Source organism: Actinomadura rugatobispora (assembly GCF_055379765.1).
Window position 1 is genome coordinate 7,419,898 of the sequence record NZ_AP029191.1, and the last position, 18,306, is coordinate 7,438,203.

Consider the following 18,306-nt stretch of genomic DNA (forward strand, 5'->3'; position numbering starts at 1 on the left):
GCTTGTTCCCGACTAGGCCCTTGGGGCGACTGGGGGATTGCCGTGTCCGATCAGGAGCTACGCGGCGCGCTCTTGATGGTGTGGAGGAGGGTGGCGAAGGTCTGGTGGTCGAGGTGGAGGATGGGGCCGGTGGCGTTCTTGCTGTCGCGCACGCCGATGGCGTCGGTCAGGCGGGCCAGCTCAACGCACTCGTCGGTCCCGCCCGCGCCGCCGCTGTGGCTGCTCTTGCGCCAGATCGTCATGTCTCCTCGATCCTTCTTGCCAGGAGTTCGCGTGATTGTTCCTCGTTCAACACGCGTGCAGCGAGATGGTCGAATCGTACCGCTGCGGTGGCTGCCTCGGCCTGATCGTCGATCAAGCGACCCACATTGAGAGTCGTTCCGGCGAACGCGGCGACCTGCCGACCTGGGAGGTCGAAGAACCAGAAGGATCCATCGACACCGATGTTCGGTGTTGCTGTTGCTGGGAGCACGCGCAGAGAAACGTGCTGGAGTTCGCTGAGCTTGATCAGGTGCTCGTACTGGGCTCGCATCACCTCTGATGGGGCCATCTGCCGTAGGGCGAGTTCGTCGAGGACGGCCCAGACGAGTGGTGGTTTCGGGCGGCGTTCGAGGATGGCCTCCTGGTGGTCCATCCGCCGCTGGACGGCGCCGTCGAGATCGTCCACTGCTCCGGCGGCCTGGCCTGCGGCGAGGAGGCTGCGGGCGTACCCCTCGATCTGGAAGGGGAGGGGGACGACGTTGTTCTGGAAGATCTTGTGCTGCTCGGCCTCGCGCTGGTTGCGTTCGACCTTCTTGCCCCACTCGGGGTCGTAGACGGCCTTGGCGAAGCGGCGGAGGCGGGCGAAGAGGCCGCCGGTGTCCCAGGCGCGGTCCAGGCGGACGGCCTGGACGAGGGTCATCCGGTTGCGACCGGCTTCGTAATTTGAAACGGCGTGCTTGTTCACGCCCATGATGTCGCCGGTGGCCGTCTGGGACAGGCCGCGCTTCTGGCGCTCGTGGCGCAGTTGGAAGGACAGCGCGTGCCAGAGGGACTCGTCGGGGTCGAGTGCTTCTGCTGCGGTCATCGCTCTCTCCTGGGGGGTTCAAGTTTCGGATTGAATCTTCCCTGTCACTCACGGTGAGGTCATTGTTACACCAGGACAAGCGATCGGGACGTGCAAATCCGAGGAGAGCGAGCACGGTCATGAGTGAAGAGGCGGCGCGGGCCGTGGGCGATGAACGTGAGGGCGGTGGTCTCGTGGGCGACTGGACGGTGATCGGCTCGATCACGCTCGCGGCCGTCGCGGAGAGCGTGGGGGAGGCCCGGCATTTCGCCGTCGGCATCCTGGGGGACGGCGAGCGGGCCGGCACGGCCGAGCTGCTGATCTCCGAGGCGTGCACCAACAGCATCGTCCACTCCGAGTCCCGGTTCGGGGGCAAGTTCACGCTGACGCTGATGGGCGCCGGGGACATCCTGCGCTGCGAGGTCGTGGACGAGGGCGGGCCCACCGTCCCGACCCGGCGGGAGGAGGAGGAACTGCGCGACAACGGCTACGGCGTGATGCTGATCGAGACGCTGGCCGGCCGTTCCGGGCACTACATCGAGTCCGGGCACCTGCACACGTGGTTCGAGCTCGACTGAGCTCAGACGAGATGCACCTGGACCCCGGCGTCGCGGAGGCGGGCGACGGCCGCCGCGGGGGCGGTCCGGTCGGTGATGACCGCGTCGAGGGTGGTGACGGGGCACACGACCCCCAGGCCGGTGCGGCCGAACTTGGCCCCGTCGCACACGGCGATGACGCGGTTGGCCGCCGCGATCGCGGCCCGCTTGACCGGCACCTCGTCGAGGTCGTGCGCGGTCAGCCCGTGCTCGGCCGACAGCCCGCACACGCCGAGCACGGCGGTGTCGACGCGCAGTGAGGCCAGCGACGCCTCGGTGAGCGGCCCGGTGAACGCCAGCGCCCCGGGCGTGGTGCGCCCGCCGGGCACCAGCAGCCGGATCTCGGGGGCGGCGCTCAGCGCGCCGGCCGAGTGCAGGTCGAGCGGGACGACGGTGAGGCGCCGTCCGGCGACCGCGCGGGCGATGGTGAGCGTGGTGGTGCCGCAGTCCAGGACGACGGCCTCGCCGTCGGCGAGCAGCCCGTCCACCTCGGCCGCGATCCTCCGCTTGGTGTCGGGGGCCTCGTGCTCGCGGACGGCGAACGGCATGGCCTCGCCGCGCAGCAGCAGGCTCACCGCGCCGCCCCGGACCCGGCGCAGGACGCCCCGGTCGGCGAGCTGGTCGAGGTCGCGGCGGATGGTCATCTCCGAGGCGCCGGTGGCGGCGGCCAGGTCGGCGACGGTGACGTGCTCGGTGGTGCGCAGCCGTTCGATGAGCGCGAGCACCCGTTCCGAACTCTCCATGTGTTGGATCAAACAGATTTCTTGTGAGAAAGTCAAGGAAACCTGGGAGGTCGCCATGGAGTGGATCGTGTTCGACTACGCGGGCGTCATCAGCCACGCGCCGCCCGAGGAGGCCGGGGCGCTGCTGCCGCCCGCCGCGGGCGTCGGGCCGGAGCGGTTCTGGCCGGTGTACTGGGCGCACCGGGAGCCGTACGACCTGGGCGCGGTGACCGCGGCCGAGTTCTGGGACTCGGTGCTGGGGCGCCTGGGCGTGCCCGCGAGATCCGATCTCGTCGAGCTGCTGGTGACCCTGGACGTCCGCACCTGGACGCACATCAACGGGGACACCGTCGCCGTGCTCACGGAACTGGCCGAGGAGGGCGCGCGGCTGGCGCTCCTCTCGAACGCGCCGGTCGAGCTCGCCCGCATGGTGGACGGGCTGCCGCTGGCGGACCTGTTCCGGCACCGCCTCTTCAGCGCCGACCTGCGGCTCGCGAAACCGGATCCGGAGGTCTTCCGGAGCCTGGTCGCCCGGCTCGGCGCGGAGCCGGGCGACCTGCTGTTCGTGGACGACCGCGCGGAGAACGTCCGGGCTGCCGAGGTGCTGGGGATCCGGTCGGTGCTGTTCACCGGCGCCGCGCCGCTGCGCGCCGACCTGGCGCGCCTGCGCTGAGGGCCCCGTCTTGCGAAGCCGGAGGGAGGTGGATATTTTTATTCCAAGTATTTTCGTTCCAAGATATAGGCGGTGAGCGCGGGTGCGGGTCGGTGTGCTCGGGCACGGGGCGATCGGGGCGCGGGTCGCCGGGGTGCTGCGCACGGGCGGGGTCCGGGGCGCCGAACTGGCCGGGGTGCTCCGGCGCGGCGACGGCGCCGTCCCCGAACGGGTCCGGACCCTGGACGAGCTGGTCGCCGCCTCCGACGTGATCGTCGAGGCCGCCGGCCGGGACGCGCTGCGCGAGCACGGCCCGGCGGTCCTCGACGCGGGCCGCGACCTGATCGCCGTCTCCGTCGGCGCGCTGGCCGACCAGGGGCTGTTCCGCAGGCTCGACGCCGCGCCCGGCCGCCTCCTGGTGTGCCCGGGCGCGCTGGGCGGCCTCGACGTCGTCCGGGCCGCCGCGCTCGCCGGGCCGCTGCGCGAGGTGCGCCTCACCTCGTCCAAAGAGCCGTCCTCCCTCATCCAGCCCTGGATGGACGAGCGGCAGGCGCGCCGCCTCCGCGACCTCAAACCCGGGGACGAACCCGTCGTCCTGCACGACGGACCGGCGCGCGAAGCCGCCGAACGCTTCCCCAAGAACGCCAACGTCGCCGCCGCGCTCGCGCTCGCCGCCGGTGACTGGGAGATCGTCCGGGTCCGGCTCGTCGCCGCCCCCGGCTGCACGCTCACCAGGCATGTCGTGGAGTTCGCCGGGCCGGTGGGCCAGTACCGGTTCGAGCTGGCCAACCTGCCCGACCCCGGCAACCCCGCCACCAGCGGCCTGGTGCCCTACGCCGTGCTGCGCACGCTCGGCGACCTGCGCGCCTCATGGCGGGTCGCGTGATCCGCGACGCGGGCGCGGGCGCGCCCCTGCTCTGCCTGCACGGGATCGGCTCCAGCGGCGCCGCGTTCGACGCGATCACACCGCTGCTGGTGGACCGGCTCCGCGTGATCGCCTGGGACGCCCCCGGCTACGCCTCCGCCGACGACCCCGCCGGACCGCCCGGCATGGACGGCTACGCCGACGCCGCCGTCGCCGTCCTCGACGCCCTCGGCCTCGACCGGGCCCACGTCCTCGGCGTCTCCTGGGGCGGGGTGATCGCGACGCGGATCGCGCTGCGCCACCCCGACCGGCTGGACGCGCTGATCCTCGCCGACTCCACCCGGGGCTCGGGGGCCGCACCCGAGAAGGCCGCGGCGATGCGCGCCCGCGGCGACGAACTCGACCGCCTCGGCCCGGGGCCGTTCGCCCGCGGGCGCGCGGCCCGCCTGCTGTCGCCGGCCGCCTCGGACCGCGAGGTCGCGCAGGTGGCGGAGGCGATGGCGGCGGCGATCCGGATGCCCGGGTACGGGTACGCGGCCGCGTCGATGGCCGCCACCGACCACGGCCCCCGCCTCGGCGAGGTCAAGGCCCGCACGCTCGTCCTCGTGGGCGAGCACGACGCCGTCTGCCCGCCCGCCGAGAGCCGCGTCATCGCCGCAGGCATCCCGGGCGCCCTCTATGCCGAGGTCCCCGGCGCGGGCCACCTCTCCAACCAGGAGCGGCCCGAGGCGTTCGCCCGGTCCGTCCGCGACTTCCTCGTACCGTCAACCATAAGGAGCATGCCATGACCGACCTCGACGCCCTGATCGACGCGTCCATCGCGAGCAGGGACAGCCGCCTCGAGGACTGGGACACCCTGGGCTTCCAGGCCAAGGCCGGGGACGAGTTCCGGCGCGCGCAGATCCGCTACATCGGGTCGGGCGCCACCGGGCACCACGACGGCGACAAGCGGATCCTGCCGTCGGAGCACTTCACCTTCTCCAACATGCGCCTGCCCGCCGGGGCGATCGGCCCCGAGCACACCCACCATGACGTCGAAGAGGTGTTCTTCGTGCTGGAGGGCGAGCTGGAGGTGACCGTGCACGACGTCGAGGACGGCACCAGGACGGCGTCCCGCGTGCTGGGCTACCGCGACCTGATCCGCGTCCCGGCCGGAGTGCCCCGCAGCCTGCGCAACATCGGCGACTCCGACGCCCTGTTCTGCGTGGTCATCGGCGCCCAGAAGCCGCAGCTCCCCACCTACCCGCCCACCTCCCCCATGCACGGCATCACCCGCGACTGACGAACCGGGGGACGGGCACCCGGCCGGGCGCCCGTCCCTGGACAGCCGCCCTCCGCGGTCACGGCTGTGCGGGGGCTGGTTCCAGGTCCCAGTCGATCTCCCACAGCCTCAGTTCCCGGAACTCGTTCGCGGCGAGGAGGAAGCGGCCGTCGGCGCTGGGCTCGAGGGTGCTGATCGGCATCCGGAAACCTTCGATGACCCGGATGCACTCACCGGTCGCGATGTCCCAGATCTGGATGGTGCGCTCGCTCCGGTCCGTCGAGAAGACGAAGCGGCCGTCGGGGCTGAAGCGCGCCAGGGTGATGGTCCCGTGGGCGCTGGTGTCGAACACGCGCGTGCCGTGTCCGGTTTCCAGGTCCCAGACACGGATCGTTCCGTCCTGGGACGCGGAGAGGGCCAGCCGCCCGTCGTCGCTCAAGCGGACGCTCCTGATGCGTTCGCCGTGTCCCTCCAAGTCGCGCACAAGGGTGCCCGACGCCGTGTCCCAGAGGCGTACCGCGCCGTCGTGGGCGCCGGACAGGACGGTTCGGCCGTCCGCGCTCAGGTGGCCCGTGGGCAGCAGCCCACCGTCCCAAAGATCGGGTTCGCCCTTCTCGGTGACGGCGGTGAAGTCGCGCAAACGCCGGCCGGTGCTCAGATCCCAGACGGTGATGGAGCCGGTGGCGCGTGTCGCCGCCGCCAGGCGCGCGTCCGCATCCATGCTCAGGGACGTCCTGTGGTGGCTCTCCGCCGTGTCGAGCGCCCGGACGCGGCTGAGCGTCGCCACATCCCAGAGCGTTATGCCGACGTTGTTACCGGTCAGGACGAGCGTGCCATGGGCGTTCGACGCCATCCAGGCGATCGAGTGCTCGCCGGCGCGGGCGCGGTTGAGATGCCGGCCCGTTTCCAGGTCCCAGTGCTGGGAATCGTCCGAGCCCATGGTGAGAAGCGTGTCGCCGCGGCCCAGCAGGCAGACGCCGAACCTGTGGGCGTGCAGATCCTGCGGCGGCTTGTGGGGCCACACGTGCTTGATCGCGGTGCGGGTCGAGGACCGTGTCAGGGAGCGCCACAGCCGCAGCACTTCCGGTGCCCGTTCGTACCCCGGCACCTGCCGGGCCTGGGCGAGCAGGTCCAGGGCGGCCTGGTGACGGCCCTGGGCGGCGGCCCTGGTCGCCTCCCCGACCAATCTCTCCACCCGGGAGGCCAGGCGCGCCAGCTCGGCGTGCGGCCGCGGACGGCAGAGCCGGTAGGCGCAGGTATGGGGGGCCTTGGACACCGACCACACCTTCGCCGGCATGACCTGGACGCCCGACCCGGGGACCCTGCTCTGGAGCGCGACGATGCGTCCGTCGCCGCTCAGCGCCCCGCGCGGGTTCCAACCGATCCCCTTCACCGTCCGCACGCACCGGCCGGTGGGCACATGCCACAACCGCACGGGGTCCCCGGGCGTGCCGCCCACCACCAGAGCGGTTTCGCCATCGCCGCTCAGACTGATCGACGCCGCCTCGCTGGACAGCTCGATGAGCGTACGCGGCGGCCCGCCCGTCGCCAGATCCCAGGCGAGGACCGCCTTTCGGGAGACCGCCAGAACGATCGTGCCGTCACCGCTCAGGCACAGTCTGGTCACGCCCCCGAAGATGCTCCGCGTGCCCCGGCGGGTCCGGAGGCAGCGTCCGGTCTCCAGATCCCAGATCTTGATCTCGCCGTGGTCAGAGCCGCAGGCCGCGATACGGCCATCGGCGTTCAACGCGACCGAGACCACCTCCCCCTCCTTGCCGTTCTCCTGGGGGCCCGCCTTGAGGACATGGAGGCGGCGGCCTGAGGATGTCTCCCAGACCTGGGCGCCGTGGCTTTTCTGGGCGGCGGTGATCGCCAGGCGCCCGTCACCGCTGATGGCCGACGACCGGAGCCTGTTGGCGAGGCGATCGGCGTGAAGGACGAAGCGCTCACACGGGTGGTTCAGCGTCCTCAGGTGCTGTCCGGACACGACGTCCCACACGTGCACGTCGGTGTATCCGGTGGAGAACAGAGCCCGGTCGCCGGCGTCGTCCAGGCTCATCATCATGGAGTCGCCATGGTGCATCAGGTGCCGGAAGCCGGTGGTGTCGAGTGGGTGCAGCAGGCTGCCGGCGGCCACGTCCCACAGCCCGATCCCGTGCCAGCCCCAGCACAGCGCCCGGGTTCCGTCGGCGTTCAGCGCGACCTGGGCCGCGTAGAACCACTCGCCCGGCGTTGCGCTCAGATCGCGGCCGCCGCTCGTCGGGCCCGACACGTAACGATCCCGCCGCGGCCTGCGCAGCAACCTGCTGCGCCGATCGACGACCACGCCGTGCTCCTCGGCCGGGCCGGCGAGGTCGAGCGTGTCCTGGATCCGGCTGTCGCCCGGCGAATGCGCGGCGGCTTCTTGGAGGAGCGACCGGGCCGATGCCGCGTCGTCGCGTTCCAGATGCACCAGGGCCAGCAGCCGCCGAGCCTCCACCGGGTCCTTCGCGGCCGCGGCCGCCGCCTCCAGATCCGCGACCAGCTCGTCGTCCCGCATGGCGCCGTCCCGCCAGCGCAGCAGTCCGAAGTTGTAGGTCGCCTCCAGGTGATGGGGGTCCAGGGCCAGCGTGTCCTGGAAGACCGACGCGGCCTCGTCCTTCCTTCCGAGGTCCAGCAGGGAGAGCGCGTGGTTGTTCAGCTCGTCCGCCCGGGGTTGTGCCGCGGTCGGCTCCGGACGCCGGTACCCGCCGCCGGTCTCACGCTCGTACGCGCGGACGAGCAGCGCGGCGACCTCGGCCATGCTCGCCGGACGTTCCGCGGCATCGGGGCGCAGGCAGTGCGCGAGGATCTCGGCGACCGAGGACGGAATGGTCAGCCGCCTGGCGGCGGATCCGGTCAGTGCCTCACCCGCCGCCGCTCCCACGAGCCAGGTGATCTCCCCGGTGAACATCTCCAGCAGGCTGACGGCGAAGCTCCACACATCGCTGCGCCGGCCGATGGCATCCCCGGCCGCCTGCTCGGGCGAGGCGTAAGCGGGCGTCATCCCGCACACCGTCACCGGCACGCTCGCGCCGCCGGCGGCGGCCGCGGTACCAGCGGCCGGGCTCCGGATCCTGGCGAGCCCGAAATCGGTGATCTTGGCCGTGCCGTCGGCTTCCAGCAGGACGTTGGCCGGTTTCACGTCCTGGTGAACCAGTCCCTGAGCATGGGCGTGCTCGAGACCCCAGGCCATCTGGATCGCCACGTCCAGGACGCGGGCGAGGGCATCGCCCTCATAAAGGCGGCCGTCCTCGATCCAGCGGCGGAGGCTGCCCCCGTTCACGTACTCGGCGAACACACGCGGCATCTCATCGATCGTGCGGACGTAGTGGCAGGCGCACACATGCGGGTGCATGCCCAACCCCACCCACGTCTCGGCCTCGCGGACGAAGTTCTTCCTGGCCTCCTCGCTCCCGAACAGCTCCGGGCGCGGGCTCTTCACAGCGAGATCGATGTCCCAGCCCAGATGGCGGACGCGGTGCACCACGCCCATCCCGCCTCGCCCCTGCACACCCCGCACCTCGTACAGGTCCAGGATCCGATCGCCTTCACGCCATTCGGCCCGCACGGATTCCACTCCCCAGCGAGAGAGCCGCCACGCAACTCACGTAGACCACTACTCAACGTGAGACTCGCCGGGACCTTCATCGGTTCGGGGCGCCCCACGGTATTAGGGGATGAGGACGAACTTCCTGCCCGCTCCGGCGGCGAACTGGGCGTAGGCGTCGGCGGCCTCCGCCAGGGGGACCCTGGTAGCACGCACGATGTCAGCGATCGCCAGGCCGTCGTCGTGCAGGACGGCCGCGGCCAGTTCCTCCTGGTAGCGGCGCACCGGAGTGGCGCCGGACGAGACCGTGATGGCCCTGGACCAGATGCCGCCCAGCCACACGCCCAGCTCCGGGCGCTCGCCCGGGGCGCCCGCCGGATACACGCCGGGAATGGAGATCGCGCCGCCGTGCCGCACGACGCCGATCACGTCGTTGAGCGCGGCGGCCCGAACACCGGAAGCCCCGACGCAGTCGATGCCCGCGTCCACGAACGGCTTTCCGGTGATCTCGGCGACCAGGTCCGGCAGTTCGCCCGACGACAGGTCGGCGGGGGCGAAGCCCGCGGAGCGGGCGTGGGCGAGGCGTTCGGCGTTGAAGTCGCCCACGATCACCGTCGCGGCGCCCAGCAGCCGGCACGCCGCCGCGCACGCCAGCCCCACCGGCCCGGCGCCCGCGACGTAGACGGTCGTGCCGGGGCCGACGCGGGCGCCCAGAGCGGCGTGGTAGCCGGTCGGGAGGATGTCGCCGAGCAGCGCGACGTCCAGGAGCCGGTCCAGCGCCTGCTCGCGGTCGGGCAGGACGTGCAGGTTGAAGTCGGCGTACGGCACCAGCGCGAACTCGGCCTGGAGTCCGGCCCAGCCGCCGAAGCCCTCGCCCATCCCGTACGTGGCGCCCGGCCGGGACGGGTTGGTGCTCAGGCAGTGCCCGGTGAGCCCGGCGCGGCAGTTGCCGCACCGCCCGCACGCCACGTTGAACGGCACCGAGCACACGTCGCCCACCCGGATCCGCTCCACGTCCCGGCCCACCTCGGTGACCACACCGGTCAGTTCGTGCCCCAGGACCATGCCGGGCACCGCGCCGGGGCCGTGCAGGGTGTGCTGGTCGGAGCCGCACACGCAGGTCGCCAGCGTCCGGACGATCACGCCGTGGTCGCAGCGCCGCGGCAGCACGCCGGGGCCCGGCCGCACCTCCAGGGCGGGCATCGGAGCCTCGCCCACCTCGGCGCGGCCGGACCCCGCGTACAGCACGGCCCGCTGGGAGCCGCCGGTCACAGCGACCCCGACGCCTCGAACTTGCGGCCGCTCTTCTTGCCCGGCACCAGCACCCGCTCCAGCACCTCCACCAGGAGGAACAGCACGAAGCCGATGACGGTCAGCCAGGCGATGGAGGCGAACACGGTGAGGCTGTCCATGTCGCCGCGCGCGGTGATCAGCAGCACGCCGAGGCCGGTGTCGGCGCCGACGAACTCGGCCACCACCGCGCCGACCACGGCCAGGGTGATGCCGACCTTGATGCCGGCGAAGATGCTGGGCAGCGCCCACGGCCAGCGGATCTTCCAGAACGCCTGCCAGCGGCTCGCGCCCATCGACCGCACCAGCATCAGGCTCTCGGGACGGGCGGCGCGGAAGCCGACCAGCGAGTCGATCACCACCGGGAAGAAGCAGATCAGCGCCACCATGAGGATCTTGGGCAGCTGGCCGAACCCGAACCAGATGATGAACAGCGGCGCGATCGCCACCTTCGGCACCACCTGCGCGATGATCAGCAGCGGGTAGACCGCCTTGCGGACCACGACGCTGTAGACCATGCCCACCGCGATCGGCAGCGCGACCGCGATGGCCAGCGCGAACCCGACGAAGATCGCCACGATGGTGGGGACCGACTGCTCGGCGAACACGCCGAAGTCGCCGAACATCTTGGCGACGACGTCGCCGGGCGCGGGCAGCACGTACTCCTCGACGCCGCCGAGCGACACCAGCCCCTGCCAGCCCGCGACGACCAGCACGACCAGCGCGGTCGGCAGCGCCCAGTCGGCGGCCTTCGACTCCAGGAACCCGCGCCTGGCGGCGGGCGGCGCGCCCGCGGCGGCGGCCGTCTTCCCCTTGGGGCCCTTGTGCACCGTGGTGCTCACTTGCGCTCCTCCGTCAGGACGCCGAGGGTCTCGAACACGCCGCGGATCTCGCCGACCAGGTCGGTGAACTCCTTGCCGCTCCGCGCGCTGAGGTGGCGCGGCCGCTCCAGCGGCACCCGGAACTCGGCGGCGATGCTGGCCGGGCGCGGGGAGAAGACCAGCACCCGGTCCGCCAGGAACACCGCCTCGTCGATGCTGTGGGTGACGAACACGACGGTCTTGCGCCGCTCCATCCACAGCCGCTGGAGGTCGATCTGGATCTGGTCGCGGGTCAGCGCGTCGAGGGCGCCGAACGGCTCGTCCATCACCAGGATCTCGGGGTCGTGCAGCAGCGAGCGGCACAGCGCGACGCGCTGCTGCATGCCGCCCGACAGCTCCTCGGGGTAGTGGTCCTCGAACCCGTTGAGGCCGACCTGGTCCAGCAGTTCGCGGGCGCGGGCGGCGGCCTCGTTCTTGGGGGTGCGGCGGATCTCCGACTGGAGCAGCACGTTCTGCAGCGCGGTCCGCCAGGGCAGCAGCTCCGCGCCCTGGAACACGATGCCCAGGTCGGTGTAGGGCTCCAGGACGGCCTCGCCCCGCACCCGCACCTCGCCGGAGGTGGGCTGGGTGAGCCCGGCCAGCGCCATGAGCAGGGTGCTCTTGCCGCAGCCGCTGGGCCCGACGATGGCGAGGAACTCGCCCCGCTCCAGCTGGAAGGACATCTCGTTCACCGCGGTGACGACGCCGCCCGCGGTGGCGAAGGACTTGGTGAACCCGTCGAACTCGACGAACGGTGTGGTGGCGGCGGGCATCGCTACTTCTTCCCGAGCCCGTCGGCGCAGCCGGCCAGGTGCGCGTTGCTGGCCACGTCGGCGGGGGACAGCTTGCCCTTCTCCACGCCGCCGTACTGCTCCATCACCTGGATGGTGCTCTTCCAGTCCGCCTCGGCCGTGCAGCCGAACGGCTGCCCCTTGGTGCGGTCGGTGGTCAGCAGCCCGGCCGAGGACTGCCACTGCTGCTTGACGACCTCCTTGGACAGGGTGCTCGTCGTGGCCACCTTGAAGAACGAGGCGACCGCGCCGTCGAGGTTCTGGTTGGTGGCCTGGACGGCCTCGGCGGTCGCGGCGAGGAACTTGCGGACGGCGTCCGGGTTCTCCTCGGCGAACTTGTCGGAGGTCACGATGCCGGAGCTGAGCACGTCCAGGCCGGCGTCGGCGTAGCCGAGCGCGACCAGGTCGCACTTGCACTTCTCCTTCATGTTCGGCTCGGTCACGTTGAGGAGGCCGAAGGTGAACTGCGCGGTGCCCTGGACGAACAGGCTGTCGCGGGTCGGCACGTCCACCTTGTTCAGCTTCACCGAGTCGGGGTCCAGGCCGGTGGCCTTGGCGAAGGCGGGGAAGACGGTCTCGGGCGCCGAGCCGGCGGTGAACCCGGCGGTCTTGCCGGCCAGGTCCTTGGCGGTGCGGATCCCGGAGTCCTTCTTGGCGAAGATCGCCAGCGGGGAGCGCTGGACCATCCCGGCCACCATCTGGACGGGCATGTTCTTGCCCGCCGCCTGCACGAGCGCGCCCGCGTCGGCGTAGCCGAGGTCGTCGGAGCCGTTGGCGACGGTCTGCAGCGTGGTGGCCGAGCCCTTGCCCGGGTTCAGCGTCACGTTCAGGCCGTGCTTCTCGTAGATGCCCTGGTCGACCCCGGCGACCAGGGGCAGGACGGCCCCGGTGTAGAAGACGTCGGTACGGACGTCCAGCTTGACCCGTCCGGAGGAGTCCTTGGTCTCGCCGGACCCTCCGCACGCGGTGAGCGCGAGGGCGGCGGCGGTGGCGACGGCGGCGCCCGCCAGGGAGCGGCTCCGCCGGCTCCGGCGCCGCGATCGCGTACGGAGCGTGGCAACAGGTGTGTGCATGGTGACCTCATCCAGGCGCTTTTACTTGGGGGGAAGTATCTGGGAGTTAAATTACTTGTGTCAAGGTATCTTAGAAGCGCGGCTTTTCCGCTAGGCTGCCCCCACCCCGGAGCCCACCCCGGAACCCCACCCCGGACAGATCCACGGACGGTGCCATGGACACGGTCGAGAAGGTCCTCGACGACTGGCGGCGCGAGCGCCCCGACCTCGACCCGTCGCCGATCGGCGTCTTCGGGCGCCTGCGCCGGGTCGCCGAGCTCTCCCGGCACGAGCTGGAGGGCTACCTCGCGCCCTACGGGCTGACCCCCAAGTCCTTCGACGTCCTGGCCAACCTGCGGCGCGGCGGGCCGCCGTACCGCAAGACCCCCTCGGAGCTGGCCGAGTCGTCCCTGCTGTCCAGCGGCGCCATGACCGGGCGGCTCGACAGCCTGGAGAAGGCCGGGCTGATCCGGCGCAGCCCGCACCCCGGCGACCGCCGGGTGATGTTCGCCGAGCTCACCCCGGCCGGGATCGAGCTGATCGACGAGGTGTTCGCGCTGCACCTGGCCAACGAGGAGACGCTGCTGGAGGGGCTCGACCGGGCCGCCCGCGAGGAGATCGCCGGGGCGCTGGCCCTGCTGGAGCGCACCATCCAGGACGCCGTCGCCAAGCGCGAGGCCGAGGCCGTCGCGGCGCGCGCGCCGCGCCCCCGCCGCCGCCCGCGCTGACCGTCCCCGCTGCCCGGTCCCGCTGCCCGGTCCCGCTAGGGGGTGAGCAGGTAGAGGCGGAGCTCGCCGCAGCGGCTCAGCGTGCCGCCGCCGCCCGGCACCTCCACCGGCGCCGCCGCGCGCTCGGCCGCCTCCATGTCGAGCCTGCGCAGCAGCGCGCCCGTCAGATGCCGGGCGGAACGGGAGATGATCACCCGCCCCTGCGAGTTGAGCAGGATCGCGCCCGGCGGCAGCAGCGGCAGCACGGTCTTCTCCACCCGCCGCAGGTAGAGGTCCGCGCCGGTGATCCCGAGGAACCCGCCGCCGTCCAGCACGGGCGTGGACATCGTCAGGATGTACTGGTCGGTGCCGTGGTAGTCGACGTACGGCCCGTGCACGTTCGGCCCGCCCGTGTCCCGCGGGACGGTGAACCAAGGCCGCCCGGTGTAGTCGTAGAAGCCGCGGCCGGCCGGATCGAGGTCCACGACCAGGCGCTCGGGATCGGGGCCGTCCCCGGCCTGCCACCACTCCAGCCACAGCGGCGCGTCCGCCAGCAGATCGGGCGCGGCGACGAAGCCGGTGCCGGTGACCAGCGGCGCGTGCTCGCCGAGGATCCCGAGGATCTCCAGCCGGAGCGGGGCCAGCTCCTCGTGCGCGGGACGCGCCCCGCGCGCGGCGGCGTCGTGGACGAGCCCGACCACGTGCGCGCTGAGCCGCTCCACGGACCGGAGCACGCCGTCGAACACCCGCCCGACATCCCGGGCGGCGGAGTGTGCGAGAGATTCGGTCACCGGGTTCACCCCAACGGTTCTACGAGACTCAGGTGGAGCTCCACAAGCCGTTCCAGCGACTCGTTCACGTGCCGCCGGGCGAGCCGGGCGGCCAGCTCGCCGTCCTCGGCGGCGATGGCCGCGACGATCTCGCGATGCTGCAGGTCGAGCCGCCGCCGGGTGTGGACGTCGGCGCCGGGCAGCCACAGCAGCGGCCCGATGTCGGTCTGCGTCCGGATCTCCTCGCGGGTGAGCCGGGCGGACTGGGCGGCCGCGGCCACCTCCACGTGGAAGCGGCCGTCGGTGTGGTGCTGCCGCTCGATCCCGGCGGCGCCCGCGAACGCCTCCGCGGCCTCGCCGAGCCGCTCCAGGTCGTCGGGGGAGGCCCGCTCGGCGGCCAGCAGCGCGGCCCCGGCGGCCAGCGTCGAGTAGTGGTCGCCGATGTCGCGCAGATCGGCCACGGTGAGGTCGCTCAGCCGGCGGCGCAGGCGCTCGGCGGTCTCCTCCTGCTTGGGGGCGCGCACGAAGCTGCCGCCTCCGCGCCCCCGCCGCGTCACGATCAGGCCCTGCTCGCGCAGCTCGCTCAGCGCCTCCCGGACCGTCACCGTCGCCACGCCCAGCCGGGCGGCCAGGTCCGGCTCGCTGGGCAGCTGCTCGCCGTCGGCCAGCAGCCCGAGGGAGATCGCGTCGGCCAGCCGGCGGGTGATCGTCTCGGCCCGGCCGCGGCTCTCCAGGGGCGCGAAGACGGCGAGCCGGGCGGTCGCGGCCGCGTCCGGTGCGGGCATCGTTCTCCCTTCCACGTTCTCGGGCGGTGGCATGCCGAAGAGATCTCGCCGGAGCCCTTGCCAGAAAATATCTGGCGCCATATCTTTTCGGCCAGAGGGTACCCGCGACTCTCGGCAGTGGCCTCGCCGACCGTCAGTTTCGCAGGCCGGGACCCGGACCACCGGGCCGCCCGGCCGGGACCGTCCACCGACACCGTCCGACCACCGAACACCGACCGTCCGCCGCCGCGCGACCGCTTGCGCGATGGGTTCCGCCCCCCTGTCGACAGGTGCCGGCGCACGGTGCGCGCACACCGCCGACAAGGCCCGCTGACAAGGGAGGACCCCGGTGTCCACCGCACGCGAACCCGCCGCGGCGCCCCCGGCCGCGGAACCCGGCGACGCCGACTCCGCACGCCTGGCCGCCCTCGGCTACGAGACCCACTTCAAGCGCGACATGAGCCTGTGGGCCAACTTCTCCCTCGGCTTCACCTACCTGTCCCCGGTCGTCGGCGTGTACGCGCTGTTCGCGTTCTCGCTGGCCACCGCGGGCCCGCCGATGATCTGGGCGTTCGTCATCGCCGGCGTCGGACAGCTGCTGGTCGCCCTGGTGTTCGGCGAGATCGTCTCCCAGTACCCGGTCAGCGGCGGCATCTACCCGTGGGCCCGCCGGCTGTGGGGCCGCCGCTGGGCCTGGATGAGCGGCTGGGTCTACCTGTTCGCGCTGCTGGCCACCATCGCCAGCGTCAGCTACGGCGCCGGACCCTACGCCGCCGCGATGCTCGGGTTCCGGCCCACCGCCACCACCACCATCGTGTGCGCCCTGGCCATCCTGGCCGTCGCCACCCTGATCAACCTCTCCGGCACCCGCTGGCTGGCGCTGGCCGCCATCATCGGGTTCGCCGCCGAACTGCTCGGCGCGCTGGCCGTCGGGATCTGGCTGCTGGCGACCGAACGGCACCACGGCCTCGGCGTGCTCTTCGACGGACAGGGCACCGGCTCGGGCGGCTCGTACGCGGCCGCGTTCCTGGCCGCCTCCCTCATCGGCATCTTCCAGTACTACGGCTTCGAGGCGTGCGGCGACGTGGCCGAGGAGGTCCGCGACCCGGCCCGCCGCATCCCCCGCGCGATGCGGATGACGATCTACGTCGGCGGCGCCGCCGCCACCTTCGTCACCCTCGCCCTGGTGCTGTCGGTGGCCGACTTCGGCGCCGTCATCTCCGGCGCCGACGCCGACCCCGTCACCACCGCGCTCACCGCCGCGTTCGGCTCCGGCATGGTCAAGGTGATCCTCGGCATCGTGCTGATCTCGTTCGTGTCGTGCGCGATGAGCCTGCAGGCCGCCGCCAGCCGGCTGACCTACGCCTACGCCCGGGACGACATGATCGTCGGCAGCCGGGTGCTGGCCCGGTTCTCGCGGGCCCGGCACGTCCCGCCGTACGCGCTGCTGCTGGCCGCCGTGCTGCCCGCCGTGCTGGTGATCGGCTCCAAGCTCTCCGCCGACGCCCTCACGAAGATCATCTCGTTCGCGTCGCTGGGCATCTACCTGGGCTTCCAGATGGTCGTGCTGGCCGCGCTGCGCGCCCGGCTCAGGGGCTGGCGGCCCGCGGGGCACTTCACCCTCGGCCGCTGGGGCCTGGCGGTCAACATCGCCGCGCTGGTGTACGGCGTCTCCGCGATGGTCAACATGTCCTGGCCGAGGACGCCCGAGGCGCCCTGGTACGACGACTACATCGTCCCGCTGTCCGGCGCGGTCGTGATCGTCCTGGGCCTGGTCTACATGGCCGCGACCCGCCACTACGGACGCGGTGACGCCCCGGCCGGAGACGCGATCCCCGCGGCCGGGCGCGCCGCCCCCGCCACCGATCCCCTCACGACCCCATGAGCGACCCCATGAGCACTTGGAGGAGGCCATGAGCCCGACCACCGCCGCGACCGCGCCGTACTTCAACATCGCCGACCCCGCCTTCTCGGTGCAGTCGGAGGAAGTGCGGCGGGCCCGCGAGGACGGCTGGTACGCGCGCACCAACTACGGCATCGCCGTCCTGCGCTACGACGAGGTCAGCCGTCTCCTCAAACACCCCAAGCTGCGGCAGGGCAGCGCCAAGTGGCCCGAGCACCACGGCATCACCACCGGGCCGTTCGCCGACTGGTGGTCCAACTGGGTGCTCAACAAGGAGGGCGAGGACCACCACCGGCTGCGCCGCCTGATGAACCCCGCGTTCTCCCGGCGCCTGATCAGCGGGCTGGTGCCGCGGTTCCGGGCGCTGGCCGGCGAGCTGGTCGACTCCTTCGCCGAACCGGACCGCTGCGAGTTCGTGTCGGAGTTCGCCGAGCCGTACGCGGCCAGGGTCATCGCGATCATGCTGGGGCTGCCCGAGTCGGAATGGCCGGTGATCGCCCGCGAGTCCGCGACCATCGGCCTGGCCATGGGCGTCACCATCGCCGAGGACCTGCCGAAGATCGAGGCCGCGCTGGACGGCCTGTACGGCTACGTCGACGAGCTGATCGACGACCGGCTGCGCGAGCCCCGCGACGACTTCGTCACCCGCCTCGTCCAGGCCGAGCGCGACCAGGACCGGCTCAGCCGCGTCGAGCTGCGCGACTCGATGATCCTGCTGATCTTCGGCGGGTTCGACACCACCCGCAACCAGCTCGGGCTGGCCATGCAGACCTTCCTGAGGCACCCGGACCAGTGGGCGTTGCTCGGCGAGCGGCCCGACCTCGGCGCCGCCGCCGTCGAGGAGGTCATGCGGGTCGCCCCCACCACCACCTGGGTGACCCGGGAGGCCCTGGAGGACTTCGAGTTCCAGGGCGTGGACATCGCCGGCGGCACCACCGTGCACCTCTTCACCGAGTCCGCCGGGACCGACCCGCGCGCCGTGCCGGACGGCTCCTTCGACATCACCGCCGAACGCCCGCCCCACTACGGGTTCGGCGGCGGCGCGCACCACTGCCTCGGCCACTTCGTCGCCCGCTGCGACATGAGCGAGGCGCTCCCGCTGCTCGCCCAGAGAATGCGCGACCCCCGACCCGGTGGCCAGGCCCGCTCCCTGCCGCTCAGCGGCAACACCGGCCCGATCACCCTGCCCATCGCCTTCACCCCGCCCACCCGCCAAGCCGAGGGAGGCTGACCACCCGCATGGCAGCCGCCCGCACGGAAGGAGTTCCCCGATGAAGGTCGTCGTCGACCTGGACCTGTGCCAGGACCACGGGCAGTGCGCCATCGCCGCGCCCGACGTCTTCAGCATCAACGAGGACGGGAGGCTGGAGTACGACGACTCGCCCGGTGAAGCCCTGCGCGGCGACGCCGAGGACGCCGCCGACGTGTGCCCCGTCCAGGCCATTTCGATCGAGGACTGA

The 18,306-nt window shown here is 72.2% G+C and carries 19 protein-coding genes; 9 read left to right on the forward strand and 10 right to left on the reverse strand.

Annotated elements, in window-relative coordinates; genetic code table 11:
- Positions 1-50 precede the first annotated feature (50 nt).
- Together ACZ466_RS33210 and ACZ466_RS33215 are read right to left on the reverse strand one after the other, a co-directional pair.
- Positions 51-242, reverse strand: a complete 192-nt coding sequence (locus ACZ466_RS33210; protein ID WP_378286062.1) for a DUF397 domain-containing protein — start codon at positions 240-242, stop codon at positions 51-53.
- Positions 239-1,066, reverse strand: coding sequence for a helix-turn-helix domain-containing protein (locus ACZ466_RS33215; protein ID WP_378286061.1), 828 nt, complete (start codon positions 1,064-1,066; stop codon positions 239-241). The genes ACZ466_RS33210 and ACZ466_RS33215 overlap by 4 nt, the downstream gene beginning before the upstream one ends.
- Before the next feature lie 119 nt (positions 1,067-1,185).
- Between ACZ466_RS33215 and ACZ466_RS33220 the strand changes: the two genes are divergently transcribed.
- On the forward strand, positions 1,186-1,623 hold the full coding sequence (locus tag ACZ466_RS33220) for an ATP-binding protein (RefSeq protein WP_378286060.1): 438 nt from the start codon (positions 1,186-1,188) through the stop codon (positions 1,621-1,623).
- Positions 1,624-1,625: 2 nt separating this feature from the next.
- On the opposite strand, the gene ACZ466_RS33225 is transcribed toward ACZ466_RS33220, so the two are convergent.
- Positions 1,626-2,384, reverse strand: a complete 759-nt coding sequence (locus tag ACZ466_RS33225; RefSeq protein WP_378286059.1) for a DeoR/GlpR family DNA-binding transcription regulator — start codon at positions 2,382-2,384, stop codon at positions 1,626-1,628.
- A 55-nt stretch (positions 2,385-2,439) separates the two neighbouring features.
- Between ACZ466_RS33225 and ACZ466_RS33230 the strand changes: the two genes are divergently transcribed.
- The 4 genes from ACZ466_RS33230 (at position 2,440) to ACZ466_RS33245 (ending at position 5,162) form a co-directional block, all read left to right on the forward strand.
- Positions 2,440-3,036, forward strand: a complete 597-nt coding sequence (locus ACZ466_RS33230; RefSeq protein WP_378286058.1) for an HAD family hydrolase — start codon at positions 2,440-2,442, stop codon at positions 3,034-3,036.
- 82 nt (positions 3,037-3,118) lie between these two features.
- Positions 3,119-3,901 carry an aspartate dehydrogenase domain-containing protein gene (locus tag ACZ466_RS33235; RefSeq protein ID WP_378286057.1) on the forward strand — a complete coding sequence of 261 codons (783 nt, stop codon included), beginning with the start codon at positions 3,119-3,121 and terminating at the stop codon, positions 3,899-3,901.
- Positions 3,898-4,668, forward strand: a complete 771-nt coding sequence (locus ACZ466_RS33240; RefSeq protein ID WP_378286056.1) for an alpha/beta fold hydrolase — start codon at positions 3,898-3,900, stop codon at positions 4,666-4,668. The genes ACZ466_RS33235 and ACZ466_RS33240 overlap by 4 nt, the downstream gene beginning before the upstream one ends.
- Positions 4,665-5,162 carry a cupin domain-containing protein gene (locus tag ACZ466_RS33245; protein ID WP_378286055.1) on the forward strand — a complete coding sequence of 166 codons (498 nt, stop codon included), beginning with the start codon at positions 4,665-4,667 and terminating at the stop codon, positions 5,160-5,162. Before ACZ466_RS33240 ends, ACZ466_RS33245 begins: the two co-directional genes overlap by 4 nt.
- A gap of 58 nt (positions 5,163-5,220) precedes the next feature.
- Here the strand turns inward: ACZ466_RS33245 and ACZ466_RS33250 are convergent, their stop codons facing one another.
- The 5 genes from ACZ466_RS33250 to ACZ466_RS33270 form a co-directional block, all read right to left on the reverse strand.
- Positions 5,221-8,730, reverse strand: coding sequence for a protein kinase domain-containing protein (locus ACZ466_RS33250; protein WP_378286054.1), 3,510 nt, complete (start codon positions 8,728-8,730; stop codon positions 5,221-5,223).
- Between the two features lie 102 nt (positions 8,731-8,832).
- Positions 8,833-9,981 (reverse strand): alcohol dehydrogenase catalytic domain-containing protein, encoded by a 1,149-nt coding sequence (locus ACZ466_RS33255; protein WP_378286052.1) that lies wholly within the window; start codon positions 9,979-9,981, stop codon positions 8,833-8,835.
- Complete coding sequence (locus tag ACZ466_RS33260) at positions 9,978-10,841, reverse strand: ABC transporter permease (RefSeq protein WP_378286051.1); 864 nt, start codon at positions 10,839-10,841, stop codon at positions 9,978-9,980. The genes ACZ466_RS33255 and ACZ466_RS33260 overlap by 4 nt, the downstream gene beginning before the upstream one ends.
- Positions 10,838-11,632: an ABC transporter ATP-binding protein gene (locus ACZ466_RS33265; RefSeq protein ID WP_378286050.1), complete on the reverse strand. Its 795-nt coding sequence runs from the start codon at positions 11,630-11,632 to the stop codon at positions 10,838-10,840. The genes ACZ466_RS33260 and ACZ466_RS33265 overlap by 4 nt, the downstream gene beginning before the upstream one ends.
- 2 nt (positions 11,633-11,634) lie before the next feature.
- The gene (locus ACZ466_RS33270; RefSeq protein ID WP_378286049.1) at positions 11,635-12,723 is read right to left on the reverse strand and encodes an ABC transporter substrate-binding protein; all 1,089 of its coding nucleotides are present in this window, start codon (positions 12,721-12,723) and stop codon (positions 11,635-11,637) included.
- Between the two features lie 155 nt (positions 12,724-12,878).
- On the opposite strand from ACZ466_RS33270, the gene ACZ466_RS33275 reads away from it, so the two are divergent.
- Positions 12,879-13,430, forward strand: coding sequence for a MarR family winged helix-turn-helix transcriptional regulator (locus ACZ466_RS33275; protein ID WP_378286048.1), 552 nt, complete (start codon positions 12,879-12,881; stop codon positions 13,428-13,430).
- Positions 13,431-13,465: 35 nt separating this feature from the next.
- Here ACZ466_RS33275 and ACZ466_RS33280 read toward each other — a convergent pair whose 3' ends face one another.
- Complete coding sequence (locus ACZ466_RS33280; RefSeq protein WP_378286047.1) at positions 13,466-14,200, reverse strand: cache domain-containing protein; 735 nt, start codon at positions 14,198-14,200, stop codon at positions 13,466-13,468.
- Positions 14,201-14,205: 5 nt separating this feature from the next.
- The gene (locus ACZ466_RS33285; protein WP_378286046.1) at positions 14,206-14,964 is read right to left on the reverse strand and encodes a FadR/GntR family transcriptional regulator; all 759 of its coding nucleotides are present in this window, start codon (positions 14,962-14,964) and stop codon (positions 14,206-14,208) included.
- Positions 14,965-15,292: 328 nt separating this feature from the next.
- On the opposite strand from ACZ466_RS33285, the gene ACZ466_RS33290 reads away from it, so the two are divergent.
- The 3 genes from ACZ466_RS33290 to ACZ466_RS33300 are packed head-to-tail and all read left to right on the forward strand — an operon-like array spanning position 15,293 to position 18,306.
- A complete protein-coding gene (locus tag ACZ466_RS33290; protein WP_378286045.1) occupies positions 15,293-16,828 on the forward strand; it encodes an APC family permease in 1,536 nt (511 codons plus the stop codon).
- Between the two features lie 28 nt (positions 16,829-16,856).
- Positions 16,857-18,077 (forward strand): cytochrome P450, encoded by a 1,221-nt coding sequence (locus tag ACZ466_RS33295; protein ID WP_378286044.1) that lies wholly within the window; start codon positions 16,857-16,859, stop codon positions 18,075-18,077.
- Between the two features lie 40 nt (positions 18,078-18,117).
- Positions 18,118-18,306: a ferredoxin gene (locus ACZ466_RS33300; RefSeq protein ID WP_378286043.1), complete on the forward strand. Its 189-nt coding sequence runs from the start codon at positions 18,118-18,120 to the stop codon at positions 18,304-18,306.

What these genes read in the sequence shown, in the direction of transcription:
- ACZ466_RS33210 (WP_378286062.1), bottom strand. Translation starts at nt 242, where the DNA reads ATGACGATCTGGCGCAAGAGCAGCCACAGCGGCGGCGCGGGCGGGACC.
- ACZ466_RS33215 (WP_378286061.1), bottom strand. Translation starts at nt 1,066, where the DNA reads ATGACCGCAGCAGAAGCACTCGACCCCGACGAGTCCCTCTGGCACGCG.
- ACZ466_RS33220 (WP_378286060.1), top strand. Translation starts at nt 1,186, where the DNA reads ATGAGTGAAGAGGCGGCGCGGGCCGTGGGCGATGAACGTGAGGGCGGT.
- ACZ466_RS33225 (WP_378286059.1), bottom strand. Translation starts at nt 2,384, where the DNA reads ATGGAGAGTTCGGAACGGGTGCTCGCGCTCATCGAACGGCTGCGCACC.
- ACZ466_RS33230 (WP_378286058.1), top strand. Translation starts at nt 2,440, where the DNA reads ATGGAGTGGATCGTGTTCGACTACGCGGGCGTCATCAGCCACGCGCCG.
- ACZ466_RS33245 (WP_378286055.1), top strand. Translation starts at nt 4,665, where the DNA reads ATGACCGACCTCGACGCCCTGATCGACGCGTCCATCGCGAGCAGGGAC.
- ACZ466_RS33265 (WP_378286050.1), bottom strand. Translation starts at nt 11,632, where the DNA reads ATGCCCGCCGCCACCACACCGTTCGTCGAGTTCGACGGGTTCACCAAG.
- ACZ466_RS33270 (WP_378286049.1), bottom strand. Translation starts at nt 12,723, where the DNA reads ATGCACACACCTGTTGCCACGCTCCGTACGCGATCGCGGCGCCGGAGC.
- ACZ466_RS33275 (WP_378286048.1), top strand. Translation starts at nt 12,879, where the DNA reads ATGGACACGGTCGAGAAGGTCCTCGACGACTGGCGGCGCGAGCGCCCC.
- ACZ466_RS33285 (WP_378286046.1), bottom strand. Translation starts at nt 14,964, where the DNA reads ATGCCCGCACCGGACGCGGCCGCGACCGCCCGGCTCGCCGTCTTCGCG.
- ACZ466_RS33295 (WP_378286044.1), top strand. Translation starts at nt 16,857, where the DNA reads ATGAGCCCGACCACCGCCGCGACCGCGCCGTACTTCAACATCGCCGAC.
- ACZ466_RS33300 (WP_378286043.1), top strand. Translation starts at nt 18,118, where the DNA reads ATGAAGGTCGTCGTCGACCTGGACCTGTGCCAGGACCACGGGCAGTGC.